The 18,731-nt window shown below is 72.3% G+C and carries 16 protein-coding genes; 9 read left to right on the top strand and 7 right to left on the bottom strand.

Features of this window, described 5'->3' with window-relative positions; translation table 11 throughout:
• Positions 1–12: 12 nt before the first annotated feature.
• The gene (locus tag ACWEMJ_RS01805; RefSeq protein ID WP_452134936.1) at positions 13–846 is read left to right on the top strand and encodes a DUF3097 domain-containing protein; all 834 of its coding nucleotides are present in this window, start codon (positions 13–15) and stop codon (positions 844–846) included.
• A 7-nt stretch (positions 847–853) separates the two neighbouring features.
• Here the strand turns inward: ACWEMJ_RS01805 and ACWEMJ_RS01800 are convergent, their stop codons facing one another.
• From ACWEMJ_RS01800 to ACWEMJ_RS01785, 4 genes are all read right to left on the bottom strand, one after another.
• Complete coding sequence (locus ACWEMJ_RS01800; protein WP_452134935.1) at positions 854–1,516, bottom strand: hypothetical protein; 663 nt, start codon at positions 1,514–1,516, stop codon at positions 854–856.
• Positions 1,513–2,160 carry an RNA polymerase sigma factor gene (locus tag ACWEMJ_RS01795; protein WP_452134934.1) on the bottom strand — a complete coding sequence of 216 codons (648 nt, stop codon included), beginning with the start codon at positions 2,158–2,160 and terminating at the stop codon, positions 1,513–1,515. Before ACWEMJ_RS01795 ends, ACWEMJ_RS01800 begins: the two co-directional genes overlap by 4 nt.
• Positions 2,161–2,353: 193 nt before the next feature.
• Positions 2,354–3,583: a radical SAM family heme chaperone HemW gene (gene hemW / locus ACWEMJ_RS01790; protein ID WP_452134933.1), complete on the bottom strand. Its 1,230-nt coding sequence runs from the start codon at positions 3,581–3,583 to the stop codon at positions 2,354–2,356.
• 59 nt (positions 3,584–3,642) lie between these two features.
• On the bottom strand, positions 3,643–5,544 hold the full coding sequence (locus ACWEMJ_RS01785; RefSeq protein WP_452134932.1) for an AMP-dependent synthetase/ligase: 1,902 nt from the start codon (positions 5,542–5,544) through the stop codon (positions 3,643–3,645).
• A gap of 277 nt (positions 5,545–5,821) precedes the next feature.
• Between ACWEMJ_RS01785 and ACWEMJ_RS01780 the strand changes: the two genes are divergently transcribed.
• A complete protein-coding gene (locus ACWEMJ_RS01780; protein ID WP_452134931.1) occupies positions 5,822–7,558 on the top strand; it encodes an ABC transporter ATP-binding protein in 1,737 nt (578 codons plus the stop codon).
• A 164-nt stretch (positions 7,559–7,722) separates the two neighbouring features.
• Positions 7,723–9,621: an ABC transporter ATP-binding protein gene (locus tag ACWEMJ_RS01775; RefSeq protein WP_452135010.1), complete on the top strand. Its 1,899-nt coding sequence runs from the start codon at positions 7,723–7,725 to the stop codon at positions 9,619–9,621.
• 7 nt (positions 9,622–9,628) lie between these two features.
• On the opposite strand, the gene ACWEMJ_RS01770 is transcribed toward ACWEMJ_RS01775, so the two are convergent.
• Positions 9,629–10,660, bottom strand: coding sequence for an EamA family transporter (locus ACWEMJ_RS01770; RefSeq protein WP_452134930.1), 1,032 nt, complete (start codon positions 10,658–10,660; stop codon positions 9,629–9,631).
• 105 nt (positions 10,661–10,765) lie between these two features.
• Here ACWEMJ_RS01770 and ACWEMJ_RS01765 point away from each other — a divergent pair, with 105 nt between their 5' ends.
• The 3 genes from ACWEMJ_RS01765 to ACWEMJ_RS01755 all read left to right on the top strand — a co-directional run bounded on the left by ACWEMJ_RS01765 (position 10,766) and on the right by ACWEMJ_RS01755 (position 13,448).
• On the top strand, positions 10,766–11,314 hold the full coding sequence (locus tag ACWEMJ_RS01765; RefSeq protein WP_452134929.1) for a MarR family winged helix-turn-helix transcriptional regulator: 549 nt from the start codon (positions 10,766–10,768) through the stop codon (positions 11,312–11,314).
• Between the two features lie 77 nt (positions 11,315–11,391).
• Positions 11,392–12,294, top strand: coding sequence for an RNA polymerase sigma factor SigJ (sigJ, locus tag ACWEMJ_RS01760; protein ID WP_452134928.1), 903 nt, complete (start codon positions 11,392–11,394; stop codon positions 12,292–12,294).
• Between the two features lie 83 nt (positions 12,295–12,377).
• Positions 12,378–13,448 (top strand): NAD(P)/FAD-dependent oxidoreductase, encoded by a 1,071-nt coding sequence (locus tag ACWEMJ_RS01755; RefSeq protein WP_452134927.1) that lies wholly within the window; start codon positions 12,378–12,380, stop codon positions 13,446–13,448.
• 102 nt (positions 13,449–13,550) lie between these two features.
• Here ACWEMJ_RS01755 and lepA read toward each other — a convergent pair whose 3' ends face one another.
• A complete protein-coding gene (lepA, locus tag ACWEMJ_RS01750) occupies positions 13,551–15,419 on the bottom strand; it encodes a translation elongation factor 4 (RefSeq protein ID WP_452134926.1) in 1,869 nt (622 codons plus the stop codon).
• 102 nt (positions 15,420–15,521) lie between these two features.
• Here lepA and ACWEMJ_RS01745 point away from each other — a divergent pair, with 102 nt between their 5' ends.
• From ACWEMJ_RS01745 to ACWEMJ_RS01735, 3 genes are all read left to right on the top strand, one after another.
• Positions 15,522–15,827 (top strand): antibiotic biosynthesis monooxygenase family protein, encoded by a 306-nt coding sequence (locus ACWEMJ_RS01745; protein WP_452134925.1) that lies wholly within the window; start codon positions 15,522–15,524, stop codon positions 15,825–15,827.
• Between the two features lie 205 nt (positions 15,828–16,032).
• A complete protein-coding gene (gene rpsT / locus ACWEMJ_RS01740; protein ID WP_452134924.1) occupies positions 16,033–16,296 on the top strand; it encodes a 30S ribosomal protein S20 in 264 nt (87 codons plus the stop codon).
• 431 nt (positions 16,297–16,727) lie between these two features.
• Positions 16,728–17,546, top strand: coding sequence for a hypothetical protein (locus ACWEMJ_RS01735; protein ID WP_452134923.1), 819 nt, complete (start codon positions 16,728–16,730; stop codon positions 17,544–17,546).
• Between the two features lie 90 nt (positions 17,547–17,636).
• Here ACWEMJ_RS01735 and holA read toward each other — a convergent pair whose 3' ends face one another.
• Complete coding sequence (gene holA, locus ACWEMJ_RS01730) at positions 17,637–18,632, bottom strand: DNA polymerase III subunit delta (RefSeq protein ID WP_452134922.1); 996 nt, start codon at positions 18,630–18,632, stop codon at positions 17,637–17,639.
• Positions 18,633–18,731: the final 99 nt, after the last annotated feature.

Here is an 18,731-nt window from a genome sequence, read left to right as displayed (position 1 = left end):
AGACTGCCGGACATGCGCAGCAGGGAGTACGGCCCCGATCTGACCCCGCCGTGGAAGCGGCAGCAGCCCGCGCCGGAGGTGGTGGCGGAGCGGGACCTGGTGGTGGAGGAGGCGGCGACCGGGTTCTGCGGCGCGGTGGTGCGCTGCGAGCGGACGGCCGAGGGGTTCACCGTCACGTTGGAGGACCGGTTCGGCAAGCACCGGGTGTTCCCGCTGGTGCCGCGTGGATTCCTGTTGGAGGGGCGGGTGGTGACGCTGGTCCGCCCGCCCCTCCAGGCTCCGCAGCGCGGGCCGGGGCGTACGGCCTCCGGGTCGATCGCGGTGCCCGGGGCGCGCGCCCGGGTGGCCCGCGAGTCGCGGATCTACGTCGAGGGCCGGCACGACGCCGAACTGGTCGAGCGGGTGTGGGGCGACGACCTGCGGATCGAGGGCGTGGTGGTCGAGTACCTGGAGGGTGTCGACGACCTGCCCGCGATCGTCGCCGAGTTCGCCCCCGGCCCCGGCCGCCGGCTCGGCGTGCTGGTCGACCACCTGCTGCCCGGCACCAAGGAGCACCGGATCGCCGCACGGGTGACGGGCGATCACGTCCTGGTGGTCGGCCACCCGTACGTCGACATCTGGCAGGCCGTCAAGCCGGCCGGTCTCGGCTTCGCCGCCTGGCCCGAGGTGCCGCGCGCCGAGGTGTGGAAGGAGGGCATCTGCCGGCGTCTCGGCTGGCCGGTGGACACTCCCGCCGCCTGGAAGCGGATCCTCGCCTCGGTCGACGGCTGGAAGGACCTGGAGCCCGAACTCCTCGGCCGGGTCGAGGAGTTGATCGACTTCGTCACCCTGCCTGGCAGCGGCTGACGATCGTTCATCCGGCCTGCCCGACGGACGACAGGACGGTCGCGACCGGGGTCGCGCCCCGGAGACCGGACGGCTCGATCACCTGCCCCACGGTGATCCGCGGCGCGGGCACGCAGGCGGGCACCGCGTCCACCACCACGGCGCGGAAGGAGCTCATCACCCCGCCGCCGACCTCCGTCCGGCCCGCCGTCAGCAGCACCGTCGACCCGGGTGGGACGAGCTTCGGGTCGATCCGCACCGTGCCCGGACCGTCGCCCGGCCGCACCCGGTCGGCCTGGGCGCGGGTGCCCACCGGCTCCGGCAGGGTGCACTCCTCCGGCGTCCTGGCCTGCTCGATACCGGCCGCCCGCACCCCGTACCGCTGCAGGGTGGCGACCAGGTCGGGCAGCGCGGCCGGGTCGCGGAGCTTCAGGGCGATGGTGCCGTCGGACTCCTGGGTGACGGCGTACGCGGCGTTCCCGCCGTGCGCGCTGCCCAGTATCGCGGGCAGCACCAGTGCGGTGACCACCGCGGCCGCGCCGACCGCGACGGCGGCCAGCAGCGGGCGGCGGCGCAGCACGCCCGGGCGGCGGGCCGAGGCGGCGGCGCGCTCGGCGGCGAGGGCCGACAGCTCCTCGCCGAGCAGCTGCTCGAAGTGGCTGGTGGACGGGGTACGGCTTGGGCGGGTCACGACGTCACCTCGATGATCGGGTCGGCGGGGGCGGTGGGGCGGGGCAGCAGCGGGCCCGGCCTCGGCAGGTCCTTGCGGGCGGGCTGCCGTTCGGCGCCGAGCCGCCGGCGGGCCCGGTGCAGCCGGACCCGGACGGTGGCCTGCGAGATGTTCAGCGCCTGCGCGGCCTCGGCGGTGGTGAGGCCGTCCATGACGACCAGGTCGAGGACTTCGCGCAGCGGCGCGCTGAGGCCGGCGTGCTGCTGCGCGAGGTCGCGGACGGCGCGCTGGGCGTCGATCCGCTCCTCCAGGGCGAGGATGTCCTCTTCGTCGAGCAGCCGGCGGCCGGACAGCCGCCCTATCGCCCGGCGCTCCCGGTGGTCGCCGCGCCGGTGCCCCGCGATGACGTACCGGGCGATGCCGTACAGCCAGCCCACCGCCGTCCCGCGCTCGGGCCGGTAGCTGCCGGCGGCCTCCAGCGCAGCGACGAAGATGTCCGCCGTCAGGTCGGCCGCGAGGTGCGGGTCGCTGACCCGGCGGGTGACGAAGTCGAGTATGGCGTTGACGTGTTGACGGTAGAACGTGCCGAAGCCGTCCGGAGTGGTCAGCTCCGGCGGACGGTCCTCGGGGAGCGGTTCGTGCTGAGGGTGCTCACGGATGCGCATGCGTCCCTCCTCGGTCGGGGGAACCCGGTGGGTCCCTTCACCGAGTAATTGGCCGCAGCGCGCCGTGGCGTTTCACGCCCGCTGTCCCCCTCCCGGTGGGTTTGGAGGACGGCCTGTTGACGGCAGGCCCGCCGGGCAAGCCTGCCGGGGCGGGCCTGCGACGGCGGGCCCGCCGGGGCCGGCCTGCCGGGCCTCAGTCGACCAGGTCGCGCACCACCGCGTCGGCCAGCAGCCGACCGCGCAGGGTCAGTGCGGCCCGGCCGAGGGCGTACGGGCCGGGCTCCAGCAGGCCGTCGGCGAGCGCCCGGTCGGCGGCCTCGCGTCCGGTGTCGGTGAGCAGGTCCAGCGGGCAGCCCTCGACCAGGCGCAGCTCCAGCAGGATCCGCTCGACCCGCCGGTCCTCGCCCGCCAGTACCTCGCGGCCGAGCGCGGGCGTGCGGCCCTCGGCGAGCGCCTGCGCGTACGCGGCCGGGTGCTTGGCGTTCCACCAGCGGACCCCGCCGACGTGGCTGTGCGCGCCCGGCCCGGCCCCCCACCAGTCGGCGCCGGTCCAGTACAGCTCGTTGTGGCGGCAGCGGCCCTCGGGCGTGGTGGCCCAGTTGGAGACCTCGTACCAGGAGTACCCGGCGGCGGCGAGCGCCCGGTCGGCCATCAGGTAGCGGTCGGCGTGCACGTCGTCGTCGATCATCGGCAGCTCGCCGCGCCGCACCCGGGCGGCCAGCCGGGTGCCGTCCTCGACGATCAGCGAGTACGCGGAGACGTGGTCCGGGCGGGCGCCGATCGCGGCGTCCAGCGAGGCCTGCCAGTCCTCGTCGCTCTCGCCGGGGGTGCCGTAGATCAGGTCCAGGTTGACGTGTTCGAAGCCGGCCGCGCGGGCCTCGGCGACGCAGGCCTCCGGGCGGCCCGGGGTGTGGTGGCGGTCCAGGATCTGCAGCACGTGCGGGCGGGCGCTCTGCATGCCGAAGGAGATCCGGTTGTAGCCGCCCTCGCGCAGCTCGGCCAGGTACGCCGGGTCGACCGACTCCGGGTTGGCCTCGGTGGTGACCTCCGCGCCGTCGGCCAGGCCGAACTCCTCGCGCAGCGCGGCCAGCATCCGCACCAGGTCGCGGGCGGGCAGCAGGGTGGGGGTGCCGCCGCCCAGGAACACCGTCTCGACCGGCAGGTCGGTGTCGCCGAGCACCCGGCGGGCCTGCCGGATCTCCGCGATCACGTTGTCGGCGTAGGTGTCCTGCGAGGCGACCGTGCCCGAGGAGCGCAGTTCGGTGGCGGTGTAGGTGTTGAAGTCGCAGTAGCCGCAGCGGCTGGCGCAGTACGGCACGTGCAGGTAGAAACCGAACGGCCGGGCGCCGAGTCCGTCCAGGGCGTGGGCGGGCAGCGAGCCGTCGGACGGCACGGGTTCGCCGTCGGGAAGTGCGGAGGGCATGCGCCCATTGTCCGGTACGGCCCGCGAAACTCCGAAGGCCGTACCGGAACCGGGGGTGCTCAGGCCTCGTTGGCACCCGCGTACATCGCGCTCACCCGGTCGGCGTAGGTCTTCTCCACCACCGGGCGCTTGATCTTCAGGCTGGGGGTGAGTTCGCCGTGCTCGATGTCCAGGTCGCGCGGCAGCAGGGCGAACTTCTTGATCGTCTGCCAGCGCTGCAGCTCGCCGTTGAGGCGCTTCACGAAGCCGTCGATCAGCTCCACGGTGGCCGGGTCCGCGACCACCTCGGCGTACGACTTCCCGGCCAGGCCGTGCTCGGCCGCCCACGGCATGATCACCGTCTCGTCCAGGCCGATCAGCGCGGTGCAGAAGTTGCGGCCGTTGCCGATCACCAGGATGTTGCTGACGAACGGGCAGATCGCCTTGAACTTGCCCTCGACCTCGCTCGGCGCGACGTACTTGCCGCCGGAGGTCTTGAACATGTCCTTCTTGCGGTCGGTGATCCGCAGGTAGCCGCCCGCGCCGAGCTCGCCGATGTCGCCGGTGTGGAACCAGCCGTCCGGCTCCAGCACCTCCGCGGTCTGCTCCGGCATCTCGTGGTAGCCGCGCATGACGCCCGGGCCGCGCAGCAGGATCTCGCCGTCCTCGGCGATCCGCACCTCGGTGCCGGGCAGCGGGATGCCGACGGTGCCGACCCGGAAATCCTCGGCCCGGTTCACGGTGGAGCCGGCCGAGGTCTCGGTCAGGCCGTAGCCCTCCAGCACCGGGACGCCCGCGCCCTTGAAGAAGTAGCCGATCTCCGGGGCGAGCGCCGCACTGCCGGACACCGCGCCGCGCAGCCGGCCGCCGAACGCCGCCCGGATCTTGGTGTACACCAGCTTGTCGGCCAGCGCGTGCTGCAGCCGCAGGCCCAGCGGGGCGCTCTCGTGGCCGTGCGCGACCTTGTTGGCCTGGATGGCCTGCGCGTAGTCGCGGGCCACATTCGCCGCCCACATGAAGATCTTGTACTTGGCGCCGCCCTCGGCCCGGGCCTTGCCGGCGATGCCGTTGTAGACCTTCTCGAAGATCCGCGGCGCGGACGCCATCAGGGTCGGACGGATCACCGGCAGGTTGTGGATGATCCGGTCCACCCGGCCGTCCACCGCCATCACGTGGCCGGTGGCGATCTGCCCGGAGATCAGCGTCTTGCCGAACACGTGCGACAGCGGCAGCCACATGAACTGCACGTCGTCGGAGCGCAGCAGCCCGCTCTCCTCCTGCGCCACGCCCTCGTACGACCAGCAGTCGTGCACCAGGCGCACGCCCTTGGGGCGGCCGGTGGTGCCGGAGGTGTAGATCAGGGTGGCCAGCTGCTCCTTGTCGAGGGAGTCGATCGCCTTGTCGACGGCGTCCGGGTTCTCGGCCAGGTACTCGGTGCCGCGCTGCTCCAGCTCGGCCAGCGTCAGCACGGTCAGGCCCTCGGCCGGCACCTCGTCCGCGCCCGCCGGGTCGAACAGGATCACGTGCTCCAGCGCGGGCAGCTCGGCCTTCTGCTCGGCGGCCTTGCGCAGCTGGCTCGCGTTCTCGGCGAACAGCGCGCGGCTGCCGGAGTTGGCCAGGATGAAGGCCGTCTCGTCGGCGTTGGTGCTCGGGTAGACGGTGGTGGTGGCGGCGCCGGCGCACATGTTGCCGAGGTCCGCGAGGATCCACTCGATCCGGGTGGCGGAGGCGATCGCGACCCGGTCCTCGGCGCGGATGCCCAGCGCCATCAGGCCGGCCGCGACGGCGCGGATCCGCTCGTTCGCCTGGGCCCAGGTCAGCGACCGCCACTGCTCCGCACCCGGTGCGCTGTCCGCGGCCTGCTCGTCCACCGGGACCGGGTACCGGTAGGCCTCACCGTTCGGCGTGGCCTTTACCCTGCTGAGCAGAAGGTGCGCCACGGAGGGCGGACGCCGCTCGATCATGGACTGCGCGGAACTCAACGAGGACCTCCGGGGGCGGGTGGACCGAGAGTGGGTGAACGCGGCCGTGGGGGCGCGGCCGACAACCGACTTAACCGGTGAGTAACAAGAAGGCAATCAGCAGCCTAGGGGGTGGAAAGCCGTTCCGTAAGGGGGTGACGTGAGCTGGCACACCCGCGGGGCGGCAGTGCAGGCAGAGAGCAGAGCACAAGCGACAGGCCCGGTCCACGGGTGAAGCTTTTTCGCAAGTACCCGAATTTGGGATGCGCGCGTCCCCCACGACGACGAGAGTGGCACGGTGCTTTTCAGACTTCTCAGGGCCCATATGGGCCCCTACTCCCGCGACATCACACTGCTGGTGCTGCTCCAGCTGATCTCCACCATCGGCATGCTGTACCTGCCGACGCTGAACGCCGACATCATCGACAGCGGCGTCCTCAAGGGCGACACCGGGTACATCCTGCGGGTCGGCGGCGTGATGGTCGGCGTCTCGCTGGCCCAGGCCGTCTGCTCGATCGGCGCGGTCTACTACGGCGCCCGCACCGCGATGGCCCTCGGACGCGACCTGCGCACCGGCGTGTTCTCCCGGGTGCAGGAGTTCTCCGCCCGCGAGCTCAACCAGTTCGGCGCTCCCTCGCTGATCACCCGCACCACCAACGACGTCCAGCAGGTCCAGATGCTGGCGATGCTGTCCTTCACGCTGATGGTCGCCGCGCCGATCATGTGCGTCGGCGGCATCGTGATGGCCCTCAACCAGGACGTTCCGCTGTCCGGCCTGCTGGTGGTCGTGGTGCCCGCGCTGGGTGCCGTCGTCACCGTGCTGGTCAGCAGGATGCGGCCGCAGTTCCGCGGCATGCAGACCCGGATCGACGCGGTCAACCGGATCATGCGCGAGCAGATCACCGGCATCCGCGTCATCCGCGCCTTCGTCAAGGACGACCACGAGAAGCAGCGCTTCACCGGCGCCAACGGCGAACTCGCCGACTACTCGCTGCGGGTCGGCCGGCTGATGGCGCTGATGTTCCCCATCGTCATGGGCGTGGTCAACATCTCCAGCATCGCCGTGTTCTGGTTCGGCGCGCAGCGCATCGACGGCGGCCAGATGCAGATCGGCGCGCTCACCGCCTTCCTGTCCTACCTGATGCAGATCCTGATGAGCGTCATGATGGCCACCTTCATGTTCATGATGGTGCCGCGCGCCGAGGTCTGCGCCGAGCGCATCCAGGAGGTGCTGGGCACCTCCTCCAGCGTCGTCCCGCCGGTCGCGCCCGTCACCGAGCTGCGTGCCCACGGCACGCTGGAGCTGCGCGGCGTCGACTTCCGCTACCCCGGCGCCGAGGTGCCGGTGCTGCGCGGCATCGACCTGACCGCCCGGCCCGGCGAGACCACCGCCGTCATCGGCTCCACCGGCTCCGGCAAGACCACCCTGCTCGGACTCGTCCCCCGGCTCTTCGACGCCACCGGCGGCGAGGTGCTGGTCAACGGCGTGAACGTGCGCGAACTCGACCCGCAGAAGCTGTCCGAGGTCATCGGTCTCGTCCCGCAGAAGCCGTACCTGTTCTCCGGCACCGTCGCCTCCAACCTGCGCTACGGCAAGCCCGACGCCACCGACGAGGAGCTCTGGCACGCCCTGGAGACCGCCCAGGCCAAGGACTTCGTGGAGAAGCTCCCCGAGGGCCTGGACGCCCCGATCGCCCAGGGCGGCACCAACGTCTCCGGCGGCCAGCGCCAGCGCCTGGCGATCGCCCGGGCCCTGGTCCGCAAGCCCGAGATCTACCTGTTCGACGACTCCTTCTCGGCCCTCGACTACGCCACCGACGCCCGCCTGCGCGCCGCGCTCGCCGGCGAGACCCAGAACGCCACCGTGGTGATCGTCGCCCAGCGCGTCTCCACCATCCGCGACGCCGACCGGATCATCGTCCTCGACGAGGGCGTCGTCGTCGGCTCCGGCACCCACCAGGAGCTGATGGCCGACAACCCGACGTACCGGGAGATCGTGCTCTCCCAGCTCACCGAGCAGGAGGCGGCGGCGTGACCACCCCCGACAGCCCCGACGTGACCAAGCCCCAGCTCGCCGAGGCCGGCGCGGGCAGAACCGATTCCGCCGAGGCCGGCCCCGCCGAGAGCGGCGAGGAGTCGGCGACCTCCACCTCGCAGGAGGCGGCCGCCCGCCGCGGCGGGCCCGGGCCCGGGCGGTTCATGGGAGCCCAGGGAGCCGAGAAGGCCAAGAACCTCGGCGGTTCCGGAAAGCGCCTGCTCGGCCTGCTCAAGCCGGAACGCAAGCTGCTGTTCACCGTGCTCGGATTCGGCGCCCTCTCCGTCGGCTGCGCGGTGGCCGGCCCCCGAGTGCTCGGCAAGGCGACCGACCTGATCGTCGCCGGAGCCACCGGACCGCGCTTCGCCGGCGCCCCGAGCAAGGAGGCCGTGCTCGACGGCCTGCGTGCCAGGGGCGAGGGCAACATCGCCGACCTGCTCGCCTCGATCGACTTCACCCCCGGCCAGGGCATGGACTTCGGCGCCATCGGCACCGTCCTGCTCTGGGTGCTGGGCATCTACCTGGCCGCCGTGGTGTTCGGCGTGGTCCAGGGCCGGCTGGCCGCCCTGGCGATCAACCGCGCGGTGTTCCGGCTCCGGGAGGAGGCCGAGGCGAAGCTGGCCCGGCTGCCGCTCAGCTACTTCGACCGCCAACCGCGCGGCGAGGTGCTGAGCCGCGTCACCAACGACATCGACAACATCAACCAGTCGATGCAGCAGACCATGGGACAGGTCGTCAACTCCCTCCTGACCATCATCGGCGTGCTGGCGATGATGTTCTGGATCTCCCCGCTGCTGGCCCTGATCGCGCTGATCTCCGTCCCGGTGTCGGTGGTGGTCGCCGCGAAGGTCGGCAAGCGCGCCCAGCCCCAGTTCATCAAGCAGTGGAGCTCCACCGGCAAGCTGAACGCCCACATCGAGGAGATGTTCACCGGGCACAGCCTGGTGAAGGTCTTCGGCCGCCAGAAGGAGGCCACGGAGCTCTTCCAGCAGGAGAACCAGGCACTCTACGAGGCCTCCTTCCGTGCGCAGTTCATCTCGGGCATCATCCAGCCCGCGATGATGCTGGTCGGCAACATCAACTACGTGCTGGTCGCGGTGGTCGGCGGTCTCCGGGTGGCCAGCGGTGCGCTGTCCATCGGTGACGTCCAGGCGTTCATCCAGTACTCCCGTCAGTTCAGCCAGCCCCTCAGCCAGGTCGCCTCGATGGCCAACCTGGTGCAGTCCGGAGTCGCTTCCGCCGAGCGGGTCTTCGAACTGCTCGACGCGGAGGAGCAGTCCCCCGAGCCCCAGCACCCGGAGCGCCCCGCCAAGGTGCACGGCCGCGTCGCCTTCGAGGACGTCTCCTTCCGCTACGACCCGGACAAGCCGCTCATCGACGGCCTGTCGCTGAAGGTCGAACCCGGCCACACCGTGGCCATCGTCGGCCCGACCGGCGCCGGCAAGACCACCATGGTCAACCTCCTGATGCGCTTCTACGAGGTCAGCGGCGGCCGGATCACCCTCGACGGCGTGGACATCGCCGCGATGTCCCGCGAGGACCTGCGCTCCGGCATCGGCATGGTGCTCCAGGACACCTGGCTGTTCGGCGGCACCATCGCCGAGAACATCGCCTACGGTGCCGAATCCGCCACCCGCGAGCAGGTGATCGCCGCGGCGAAGGCCGCGCACGTGGACCGCTTCGTGCGCACCCTCCCCGACGGCTACGACACCGTCCTGGACGACGAGGGCACCGGTGTCAGCGCGGGCGAGAAGCAGCTGATCACCATCGCCCGCGCCTTCCTGGCCCAGCCGTCGATCCTGGTGCTGGACGAGGCGACCAGCTCCGTCGACACCCGCACCGAGGTGCTGATCCAGCGGGCGATGGCGGAGCTGCGCACCGGCCGCACCTCCTTCGTGATCGCCCACCGCCTCTCCACCATCCGGGACGCCGACGTGATCCTGGTGATGGAGAACGGTTCGATCGTGGAGCAGGGCAGCCACGACGAGCTGATCGCCGCCGAGGGCGCCTACGCCCGGCTGTACCAGGCGCAGTTCGCCCAGGCGGTGGCCGAGGTCGACTGACCCGGCGTCAGCCGGCGGCCCGGCCGACCGGCTCGACCGGTCGGCCGCCCAGGGGGAGGTCCGCATCGCGGGCCTCCCCCTGGCGTATCGCGCCGAGGGCGGTGGCGGGGGCCGTCGCCGCCGGGGCGGTGACGGTCGGACCGGTCGCGTCGGTGGTCGGGGTGCCTTCCGAGGCGGCGACCACGGTGGTGGCGGGCCGACCGGCCGGACGCTGCCCGAGCAGGGTGGAGCTCAGGGCGAGGGCCATGCCCAGCAGCTGCACGGCGTTCAGGGACTGGCCGAGGGCGGCCCAGCCGATCACTGCCGCCGACACCGGGCTGAGCAGGCCCAGGAAGGCGACGGAGGTGGCGGGCAGGCGGCCGATGCCGCGGAACCAGACCCAGTACGCCAGCGCGGTGTTGGCCACCGCGAGGTAGCCGTACCCGAGCAGGTTGGCGCCGCTGAGCGCCGGCGGGGCGCCCTCGGCCAGGGCGGCGACCGGGAGCAGCAGCAGGCCGCCGGCGGTGAGCTGCCAGCCCGTCAGGGCGAGCGGGCCGACTCCCTCCGGGCGGCCCCAGCGCTTGGTGAGCACCGTGCCGGCGGCCATCGCCCCGGCTCCGGCGAGCCCGGCCAGCACGCCGACGGCGTCCAGTCGGGCGGTGGCGCGCAGCACCACCAGGGCCACGCCGAAGACCCCGACGGTGCCGGCCAGCAGGGCCCGCCGCCCGAACCGCTCCCCGAGCAGCGGAACGGCCAGCCCGGCGGCCAGCAGCGGCTGTATCGCGCCGAGGACGGCGGCCACGCCGCCCGGCAGGCGGTAGGCGGCGACGAAGAGCAGGGCGAAGAAGACGCCGATGTTGAGTGTGCCCAGCACGGCCGAGCGCCACCACCAGGAGCCGCTGGGCAGTCGTCGGGTGACGGCCAGCAGCACCAGGCCGGCGGGCAGGGCACGCAGCGTGGCGGTGAGCAACGGCCGGTCCGCGGGGAGCAGTTCGGTCGTCACGGCATAGGTGGAGCCCCACGCGAGCGGGGCGAGCGCGGTGAGAGCTACGGTTCGCATGGCAGATAGCTTAGCGCCAAGCTACTTGCTGTCGAGTCAATTAACGAAAGAAATCTCGCCGCTCACCCGCTCACCCCCGAGCGACCCTGTGCCACACTGGCGAACATGGACCGAGTGGACCTTCGCAGCACTGCGCACGACCCCGTGGACGCGATCGCCGACCAGTGGCGGCACGAGCGACCGGACCTCGCCGACCGGACGGAGGCGATGGCCGCGTTCGGCCGGGTGCACCGGGTCTCCCGCGCGGTCAGCGACCTGATGGAGCAGGCCTACGCGCAGTTCGGCCTCGGCCTCGGCGAGTTCGACGTCCTGGCCACGCTGCGCCGCTCCGGGGAGCCGTTCTCGCTGTCGCCGCGCGAGCTGACCGCCACCCTGATGCTCACCACCGGCGGCATGACGGGCCGGCTGGACAAGCTGGAGCGGGCCGGCCTGGTCACCCGCTCCCCCGATCCGAACGACCGGCGCGGCCTGCGGATCACCCTCACCGACCTCGGCCGGGAGCGGGTCGACGGAGCGGTGGCGGCGGGCACCACCGTCCAGCAGCGGATCATCGACCGGCTGGGCGAGCAGCGGCTGTCCGAGCTGAACACCCTGCTCCGGGACTTGCTGCACAGCGTGGAGACCACCTCGCACCCGGCGTCGGCCCGCCCCTGACACTGCCCGGCCACCCTGCCTGACGCCGAGTCAACACCGGCCGACGCTCGGGCCGTTCGGCGCGCTACCGTTGGCGGATGCCCGATCCGACCGCAGTCGACACCACGCCGTCCGGCCCCGCGGACGCGTTCCAGGCCGAGCGCCGCTACCTGGGCGCGGTGGCCTACCGCCTGCTGGGCTCGGTCGCCGACGCCGAGGACGTGCTGCAGGAGGCCTGGCTGCGCTGGCAGTCCGCCGACCGTTCGGGCATCGCCGAGCCGCGCGCGTACCTGACCACGATCGTGACCAGGCTCTGCTACGACCAGCTGGGCTCGGCCCGGGCCCGCCGGGAGGCGTACTACGGCGAGTGGCTGCCGGAGCCGCTGCTGGGCTCCGAGGAGTCCCCGGCCGAACTGGCCGAGGTCGGTGAGGCCGTGTCGGTGGCGATGCTGGCGGTGATGGAGCAGCTGACCCCGGCGGAGCGGGCGGCGTTCGTGCTGCACGACGTGTTCGCGGTGGGCTTCGAGGAGATCGCCTCGGCGCTGGACCGCTCCCCCGAGGCCACCCGGCAGCTCGCCTCCCGGGCCCGCCGCCGGGTGCGGGACGGCGGTCGCCGCAGCACCGTCGCCCCGGCCGAGCACCGCCAGGTGGTGACGGCGTTCATCGATGCGGCGACCGGCGGCGACCTGATGACGCTGATGGAGGTGCTCGACCCCGAGGTGGTCTGGCACTCCGACGGCGGCGGCATCGTCCGCGCGGGTCGCCGTCCGGTGGTCGGCGCGATCCACGTGGGCCGCTTGGTGCGCAAGCCCAGCGAGCGCTCGGTGGACCCGGCGCACCCGCTGGTTCCGGCGCTGGTCAACGGCGAGCCGGGCGCGGTCTGGTACTCGGCGCCGGGTGTCGTCGGCGGCGTGATGGCGTTCACCGTCGAGAACGGCCGGATCAGCTCCGCGTACGTGATGGTCAACCCCGAGAAGCTCGCCCACCTCCAGGAGGCGTGACACCCGTCACGGTCACACTTCTCCGGGCCGCTCCGTCCCCCTTCCGTACCCGCCGCCCGGCGGGGTCCGTGAAGGAGGACGAGATGACCGGCAAGCACATCGTGGTGATCGGCGCGGGCTACGCGGGGCTGTCCGCCGCCGCCGGAATCGGCCGCGGGCCGAACCGGGTCACCCTGATCGCCCCGGAGCGGCGCTTCGCCCACCGGGTCCGCCAGCACGAGATCGCCGCCGGCCGCCGGGTCTCCCGGCCGGAGATCGCCCGCGTGCTGCGCGGCCGCGAGGTCGACCACCTGGCGACCCGGGTCGTCGAACTCGACCTGGCCGGACGGAAGGTGGTCACCGAGGACGGCGAGCGGATCGCCTACGACACCCTGGTGTACGCGCTGGGCAGCCGGGTCGCGTGGAGCGAGGTGCCGGGTGCCGCCGAGCACGCCTACCCGGCGGACCGTGCCGAGGAGCTGCACCGCCGGATCGCCGAGGCGCCCGTGCCCGGAACGATCGCGGTGGTCGGCGGCGGCGCGACCGGCATCGAACTGGCCACCGAACTCGCCGAGGCCCACCCCGCCCGGCAGGTCAGGCTGGTGGCGTCCGGACAGGTCGGCGGCTGGCTGTCGCCGCGCGGCCGGGCGCACATCCGGTCGGTGCTCGGCCGGCTCGGAGTCCGGGTGGACGAGGCGCACCGGGTCACCGCCGTCACCGCCGCCGGCCTGGAGACCTCGGGCGGCCCGATCCCGGCCGACCTGGTGGTGTGGGCCGGCTCGCTGGAGCCGCACCCGCTGGCCGCCGAAGCCGGTCTCGCGGTCACCGAAGCCGGCCGGGCCGTGGTGGACGACCATCTGCGCTCGGTGTCGCACCCCGACGTGTACGTGGCCGGCGACGCCGCCGCCGTCGAGGTGCCGGGCATCGGGCAGCTGCGCATGGCCTGCGCCACCGCCCTGCCGCAGGGCCGCTACCTGGGCCGGCTGCTCGGCGGACGCACCGACCAGCCGTTCTCGTACCGCTACGCCCTCCAGTGCCTGAGCCTGGGCCGCGGCGAGGCGCTGGTGCAGCTGATCCACGGCGACGACTCGATGCGCCCCGGGGTGCTGACCGGTCCGGTCGGGCGGCTGGTCAAGGCGGCGATCGTCAAGGGTCTGCCGCTGTCGCTGCGCTGACCCGTCACCGGCTTCCTCCGCCCCGCGGCCCAGACTGCCGCCGGGCACGGCAACGGGCCGGGACCCCGTGCGGGGACCCGGCCCGTGCGGCCTGCCAAGGAGCTACTTCTTCTCCTTCGGCGCCTCCGCGTCCGTCGACAGCGCGGCGATGAAGGCCTCCTGCGGGACCTCCACCCGGCCGACCATCTTCATCCGCTTCTTGCCTTCCTTCTGCTTCTCCAGCAGCTTGCGCTTGCGCGAGATGTCACCGCCGTAGCACTTGGCGAGAACGTCCTTGCGGATCGCGCGGACCGTCTCACGGGCGATCACCCGGGAGCCGATCGCGGCCTGGATCGGCACCTCGAACTGCTGGCGCGGGATCAGCTTCTGCAGCTTGCCGGCCATCATCACGCCGTAGTTGTAGGCCTTGTCCTTGTGCACGATCGCGGAGAACGCGTCCACCGCGTCACCGTGCAGCAGGATGTCGACCTTGACCAGGTTCGCGGACTGCTCGCCGATGGGCTCGTAGTCCAGCGAGGCGTAGCCGCGGGTCTTGGACTTCAGCTGGTCGAAGAAGTCGAAGACGATCTCGGCCAGCGGCAGGGTGTAGCGCAGCTCCACCCGGTCCTCGGAGAGGTAGTCCATGCCCTGCAGGTTGCCGCGGCGGGCCTGGCAGAGCTCCATGATCGCGCCGACGAACTCGTTCGGGGCCAGGATGGTGCCGCGCACGACCGGCTCGTACACCTCGGCGATCTTGCCGGTGGGGAACTCGCTCGGGTTGGTGACGGTGTGCTCGGTGCCGTCCTCCATGATCACCCGGTAGATCACGTTCGGGGCGGTGGAGATCAGGTCGAGGTTGAACTCGCGCTCCAGGCGCTCCCGGATGATCTCCAGGTGCAGCAGGCCGAGGAAGCCGCAGCGGTAGCCGAAGCCGAGGGCGACCGAGGTCTCCGGCTCGTAGACCAGCGCGGCGTCGTTCAGGCGCAGCTTGTCGAGGGCGTCGCGGAGCAGCGGGTAGTCCGAGCCGTCCAAGGGGTACAGGCCGGAGAACACCATCGGACGCGGGTCCTTGTAGCCGCCGAGCGGCTCGGTGGCGCCCTTGTTCTGCGAGGTGATGGTGTCGCCGACCTTGGACTGCCGGACGTCCTTCACACCGGTGATGATGTAGCCCACCTCGCCGACGCCGAGGCCGTCGGCGACCTTCGGCTCGGGCGAGATGACGCCGATCTCCAGCAGCTCGTGGGTGGCGCCGGTGGACATCATGGCGATCCGCTCACGCTTGGTGAGCTGGCCGTCGACCACTCGCACGTAGGTGACCACGCCGCGGTAGGCGTCGTACACCGAGTCGAAGATCATCGCGCGGGCCGGGGCGTCCTTGATGCCGACCGGGGCCGGGATCTTGTCGACCACGTGGTCGAGCAGGTCCTCGACGCCGAGGCCGGTCTTCGCGGAGACCTTCAGCACGTCGTCCGGGTCGCAGCCGATGATGTGCGCGATCTCCGCCGCGTACTTCTCGGGCTGCGCCGCCGGCAGGTCGATCTTGTTGAGCACCGGAATGATGGTGAGGTCGTTCTCCAGCGCCAGGTACAGGTTGGCGAGGGTCTGCGCCTCGATGCCCTGGGCCGCGTCGACCACCAGGATGGTTCCCTCGCAGGCCGCGAGGGAGCGGGACACCTCGTACGTGAAGTCCACGTGGCCGGGGGTGTCGATCATGTTGAGGATGTGCGTCCTGCCCGCGTTCTCACCGGTCCGGGGCGCCCACGGGAGGCGGACGGCCTGCGACTTGATGGTGATGCCGCGCTCGCGCTCGATGTCCATCCGGTCGAGGTACTGGGCGCGCATCTGCCGGGGGTCCACCACGCCGGTGATCTGCAGCATCCGGTCGGCGAGCGTCGACTTGCCGTGGTCGATGTGGGCGATGATGCAGAAGTTGCGAATCACCGCCGGGTCAGTACGGCTGGGCTCTGGCACGTTGCTGGGGGTCGCGGGCACCTTGGTCCGATTTCTGATCCGATCAATATGGTTCCGTCCATCCTCCCATGCCCGAGGCCGACCGGTCTTTCCACCCGGGCGGGCATGCGCCAGGATCTCCGCATGATCTTGGAAAGCGCCCTGCTCGACGTCCGCCCCGGGCAGGAGGACGACTTCCTCGCCGGCTTCGCCGAGGCCCGCCCCCTGATCGCCGGCCAGCCGGGCTTCCGCTCCCTCGAACTGCGCCGCTGCCTGGACGACGGCCGCACCTCGCGCTTCCTGCTGCAGGTCGGGTGGGAGACCCTGGAGGACCACACCGAGGGCTTCCGCCGCTCCCCCGAGTACGGGCGCTGGCGCGAACTGCTGCACCGCTACTACGACCCGTTCCCGGTGGTCGAGCACTACGGCGAGCCGCTCATCACCGCCTGACCGGGCTCGGCCGCGCTCGGCTCGGCCCACACGTCCGCCCGCCGGTCCGCCCGCAGGTCCGCCCGTCGGTCCGGTTTGGGCGGTGCGGGGCGGCCCTGGTAGCGTGGGCGGCTGCACTCCGCCCTCGGCATGCCCTCTCAGCAGGTCCGGGCGGCGCGCGGTGCAACCCGTTGAACTGCCGATTCACACAGACTGAGGCTCTTTCGTGGCGAACATCAAGTCCCAGATCAAGCGCAACAAGACCAACGAGAAGGCGCGCCTGCGCAACAAGGCCGTCAAGTCCTCGCTGAAGACCGCTCTGCGCAAGGCCCGTGAGGCCGCTGCCGCCGGCGAGACCGAGAAGGCCGTCGAGCTGGCTCGCGCCGCCTCCAAGGCCCTCGACAAGGCCGCCAGCAAGGGCATCATCCACAAGAACCAGGCCGCCAACAAGAAGTCGGCGATCACCAAGCGCGTCAACGTCGCTGCCTGATCCTGGTCCTTCCCGTACGGCTCGGCCGTACGAACCGGTGCTCCGGCACCGACCCCGGACGGCGTGATCAAGCGGCCCTCTACCCGCCACCGCCGACCGTCCGCTCCCGGGAATCCGGCCCTCTACCCGGATTCCCGACGAGCCGCACGACCCGTACCGCACGCGGCCTGCGTTCGCCACGCGGGTGCGGTACCCGATGAACCACGGAAGTCCCCCGCTCGGGGCGCTTCCCCCAACTGCCCGCCCGGTCCCCACCGGGCGGGCAGTTCGCGTTTCCGGCCCCGGCCGCCGCCCGCCGGTGCGGCGGCTTCGTTGCCCGACGGAGTGCTCAACCGCCCGGCCAGGAAAGGGGATCGGCGCGAACGATGCGGCGGGGTAGGGTGCGGGTGTGTCTGACACTGCCCGTGCGTGACCAACTACTCGGGGGACCGATGTCGACTCCGCCGCCGCATCAGCTCCAGGGCCGCCGCGCCACCAGCAGTTTCTCGCGCAACCCACGCCTCTCCCCGTCGACCGGCACCGTCACCACCATCGGGCCCGACGGCTCGTCCGGCCACGACGGCCCTCCGAACGGGACGGGCACTGATCGACCGGCCCCGGACGGCAACCGTCCCGGCCGCGGACTGCGGTGGGGCATCGGCGGTGCCCTGGCGGCCTCGGTGGTGTGGGCGGCGACCGTCCTGACCGTCCCCTCGCTGATCAACGGCGGCGAACGGCCCAGCGTCCCGAGCACGACCGGCTTCCGAGTGGTCGACAACCTGTGCGCCACCGCCCGCCTGACCACCTTCAGCCGGCTGTACCCGTCCCCATCCGGCACCCCCTACCACTACACGACGCGCCACCGGGCCCTGGACGAGATGTACTGCAGCCAGTACCGCAAGAACGTCGGCGCCGGCCAGGACTCCGCCACCCTCTACCTGCAGGTGCAGCTCCACCACGAGGTGGACCCGCGCCCCGAGTTCGACGCGCAGCGCGACGGGCTGGCCCAACGCCGCTACCAGATCACCTCGGTGCCCGACCTGGGCGACGCGGCCTACCTCGGCTACCTCGACGACCCCGGCGACAACGGCCCGGGCTCGCACTACCTCACCCAGGTCCTGTACGTCCGCCAGGGCGGCATGACCTGCTACACCAGCTGGTCCGCCTCGTACCAGGACGGCAAGGGCGCCGCTCCCGACCGCGACCAGGTCCGCACCGCGCTCATGTCCGACACCCGCGAACTCCTGCGCGCCCTCGGCGGATCCGCCTGAGCCGACACCGCTCACCGGCGCCGCCCCAGGATCCGGCCGGACCCGGTCGGGAGCGTTCCGAGCGGGCGGCCCACGCCCCGGGCAGGCGGCTCAGTAGGGGCGGGAACCGGCCCGGGAGGCACGGGCCACGGCGACCACTGCACGCTCCAGGGCGTACGCGGGGTCGTCGGAGCCGCCCTTGACGGCGGCGTCGGCCTCGGCGACCGCCGTGAGGGCCGCGGCCACACCGTCGCCCGTCCAGCCCCGCATCTGCTGGCGGACCCGGTCCACCTTCCACGGCGGCATGCCCAGTTCGCGGGCCAGGTCGCCGGGCCGCATGTTGCGGCCCGCGGAGGCGAGCCGGCCGATGCTGCGCACCCCGGAGGCGAGCGCGTACGTGATGCCCGTGGGCGGCTGGCCGACGGCCAGCGCCCAGCGCAGCCGCTCCAGCGCTTCGGCGGCCCGGCCGGTGACAGCGAGGTCGGCCACCTCGAATCCGGTCGCCTCGGCCCGGCCGCTGTAGTACTTCGCGACCGCGGTCTCGTCGATCGGACCCTCGATGTCGGCCGTCAACTGGCTGCAGGCGGCGGACAGCTCGCGCAGATCGCTGCCCAGCGAGTCGAGCAGCGCCTGACAGGCCTCCGGGCTGGCGGCCCGGCCGAGGGTGCGGAACTCGTTGCGGATGAACGCCAGCTTCTCGCTCGCCTTGGTGAGCTTGGCGCACAGGACCTCGCGCGCACCCGCCTTCTTCGCCGCGTCCAGCAGGCCCTTGCCCTTGGCGCCGCCCGCGTGCACCAGCACCATGATCACTTCTTCGGCCGGCGCCTCCAGGTACGCCTTGACCTCCTTGACCGCGTCGGCCGCGAGGTCCTGCGCGGCCCGGACCACGATCACCTTCCGCTCCGCGAAGAGCGAGGGCGTGGTGAGCTCGGCCAACTGACCGGCCTGCAGCGCCCCCGGCGCGAGGTCGCGCACGTCCGTCTCCGGGTCCGCCTTCTTCGCCGCCGCCACCACCTCGGCGACCGCGCGGTCCAGCAGCAGCTCCTCCTGACCGACCGCAACGGTCAGCGGGGCGAGCAGGTCGTCGGGTGCACTCTTCCTGGCCATCGCCTACCAGGATCGCACGCCGTGCCGACAGGCCTACCCCGGCACGTCCCTGCCTCCCCTCACCGCTGCCTTCCATACGGTCGACTCCCCCGGGCGGGA

It is taken from the genome of Kitasatospora sp. NPDC004531 (genome assembly GCF_053602195.1).
The sequence above is the reverse complement of the archived record's forward strand: the minus strand, read 5'-3'. Positions and strand labels throughout refer to the sequence as shown.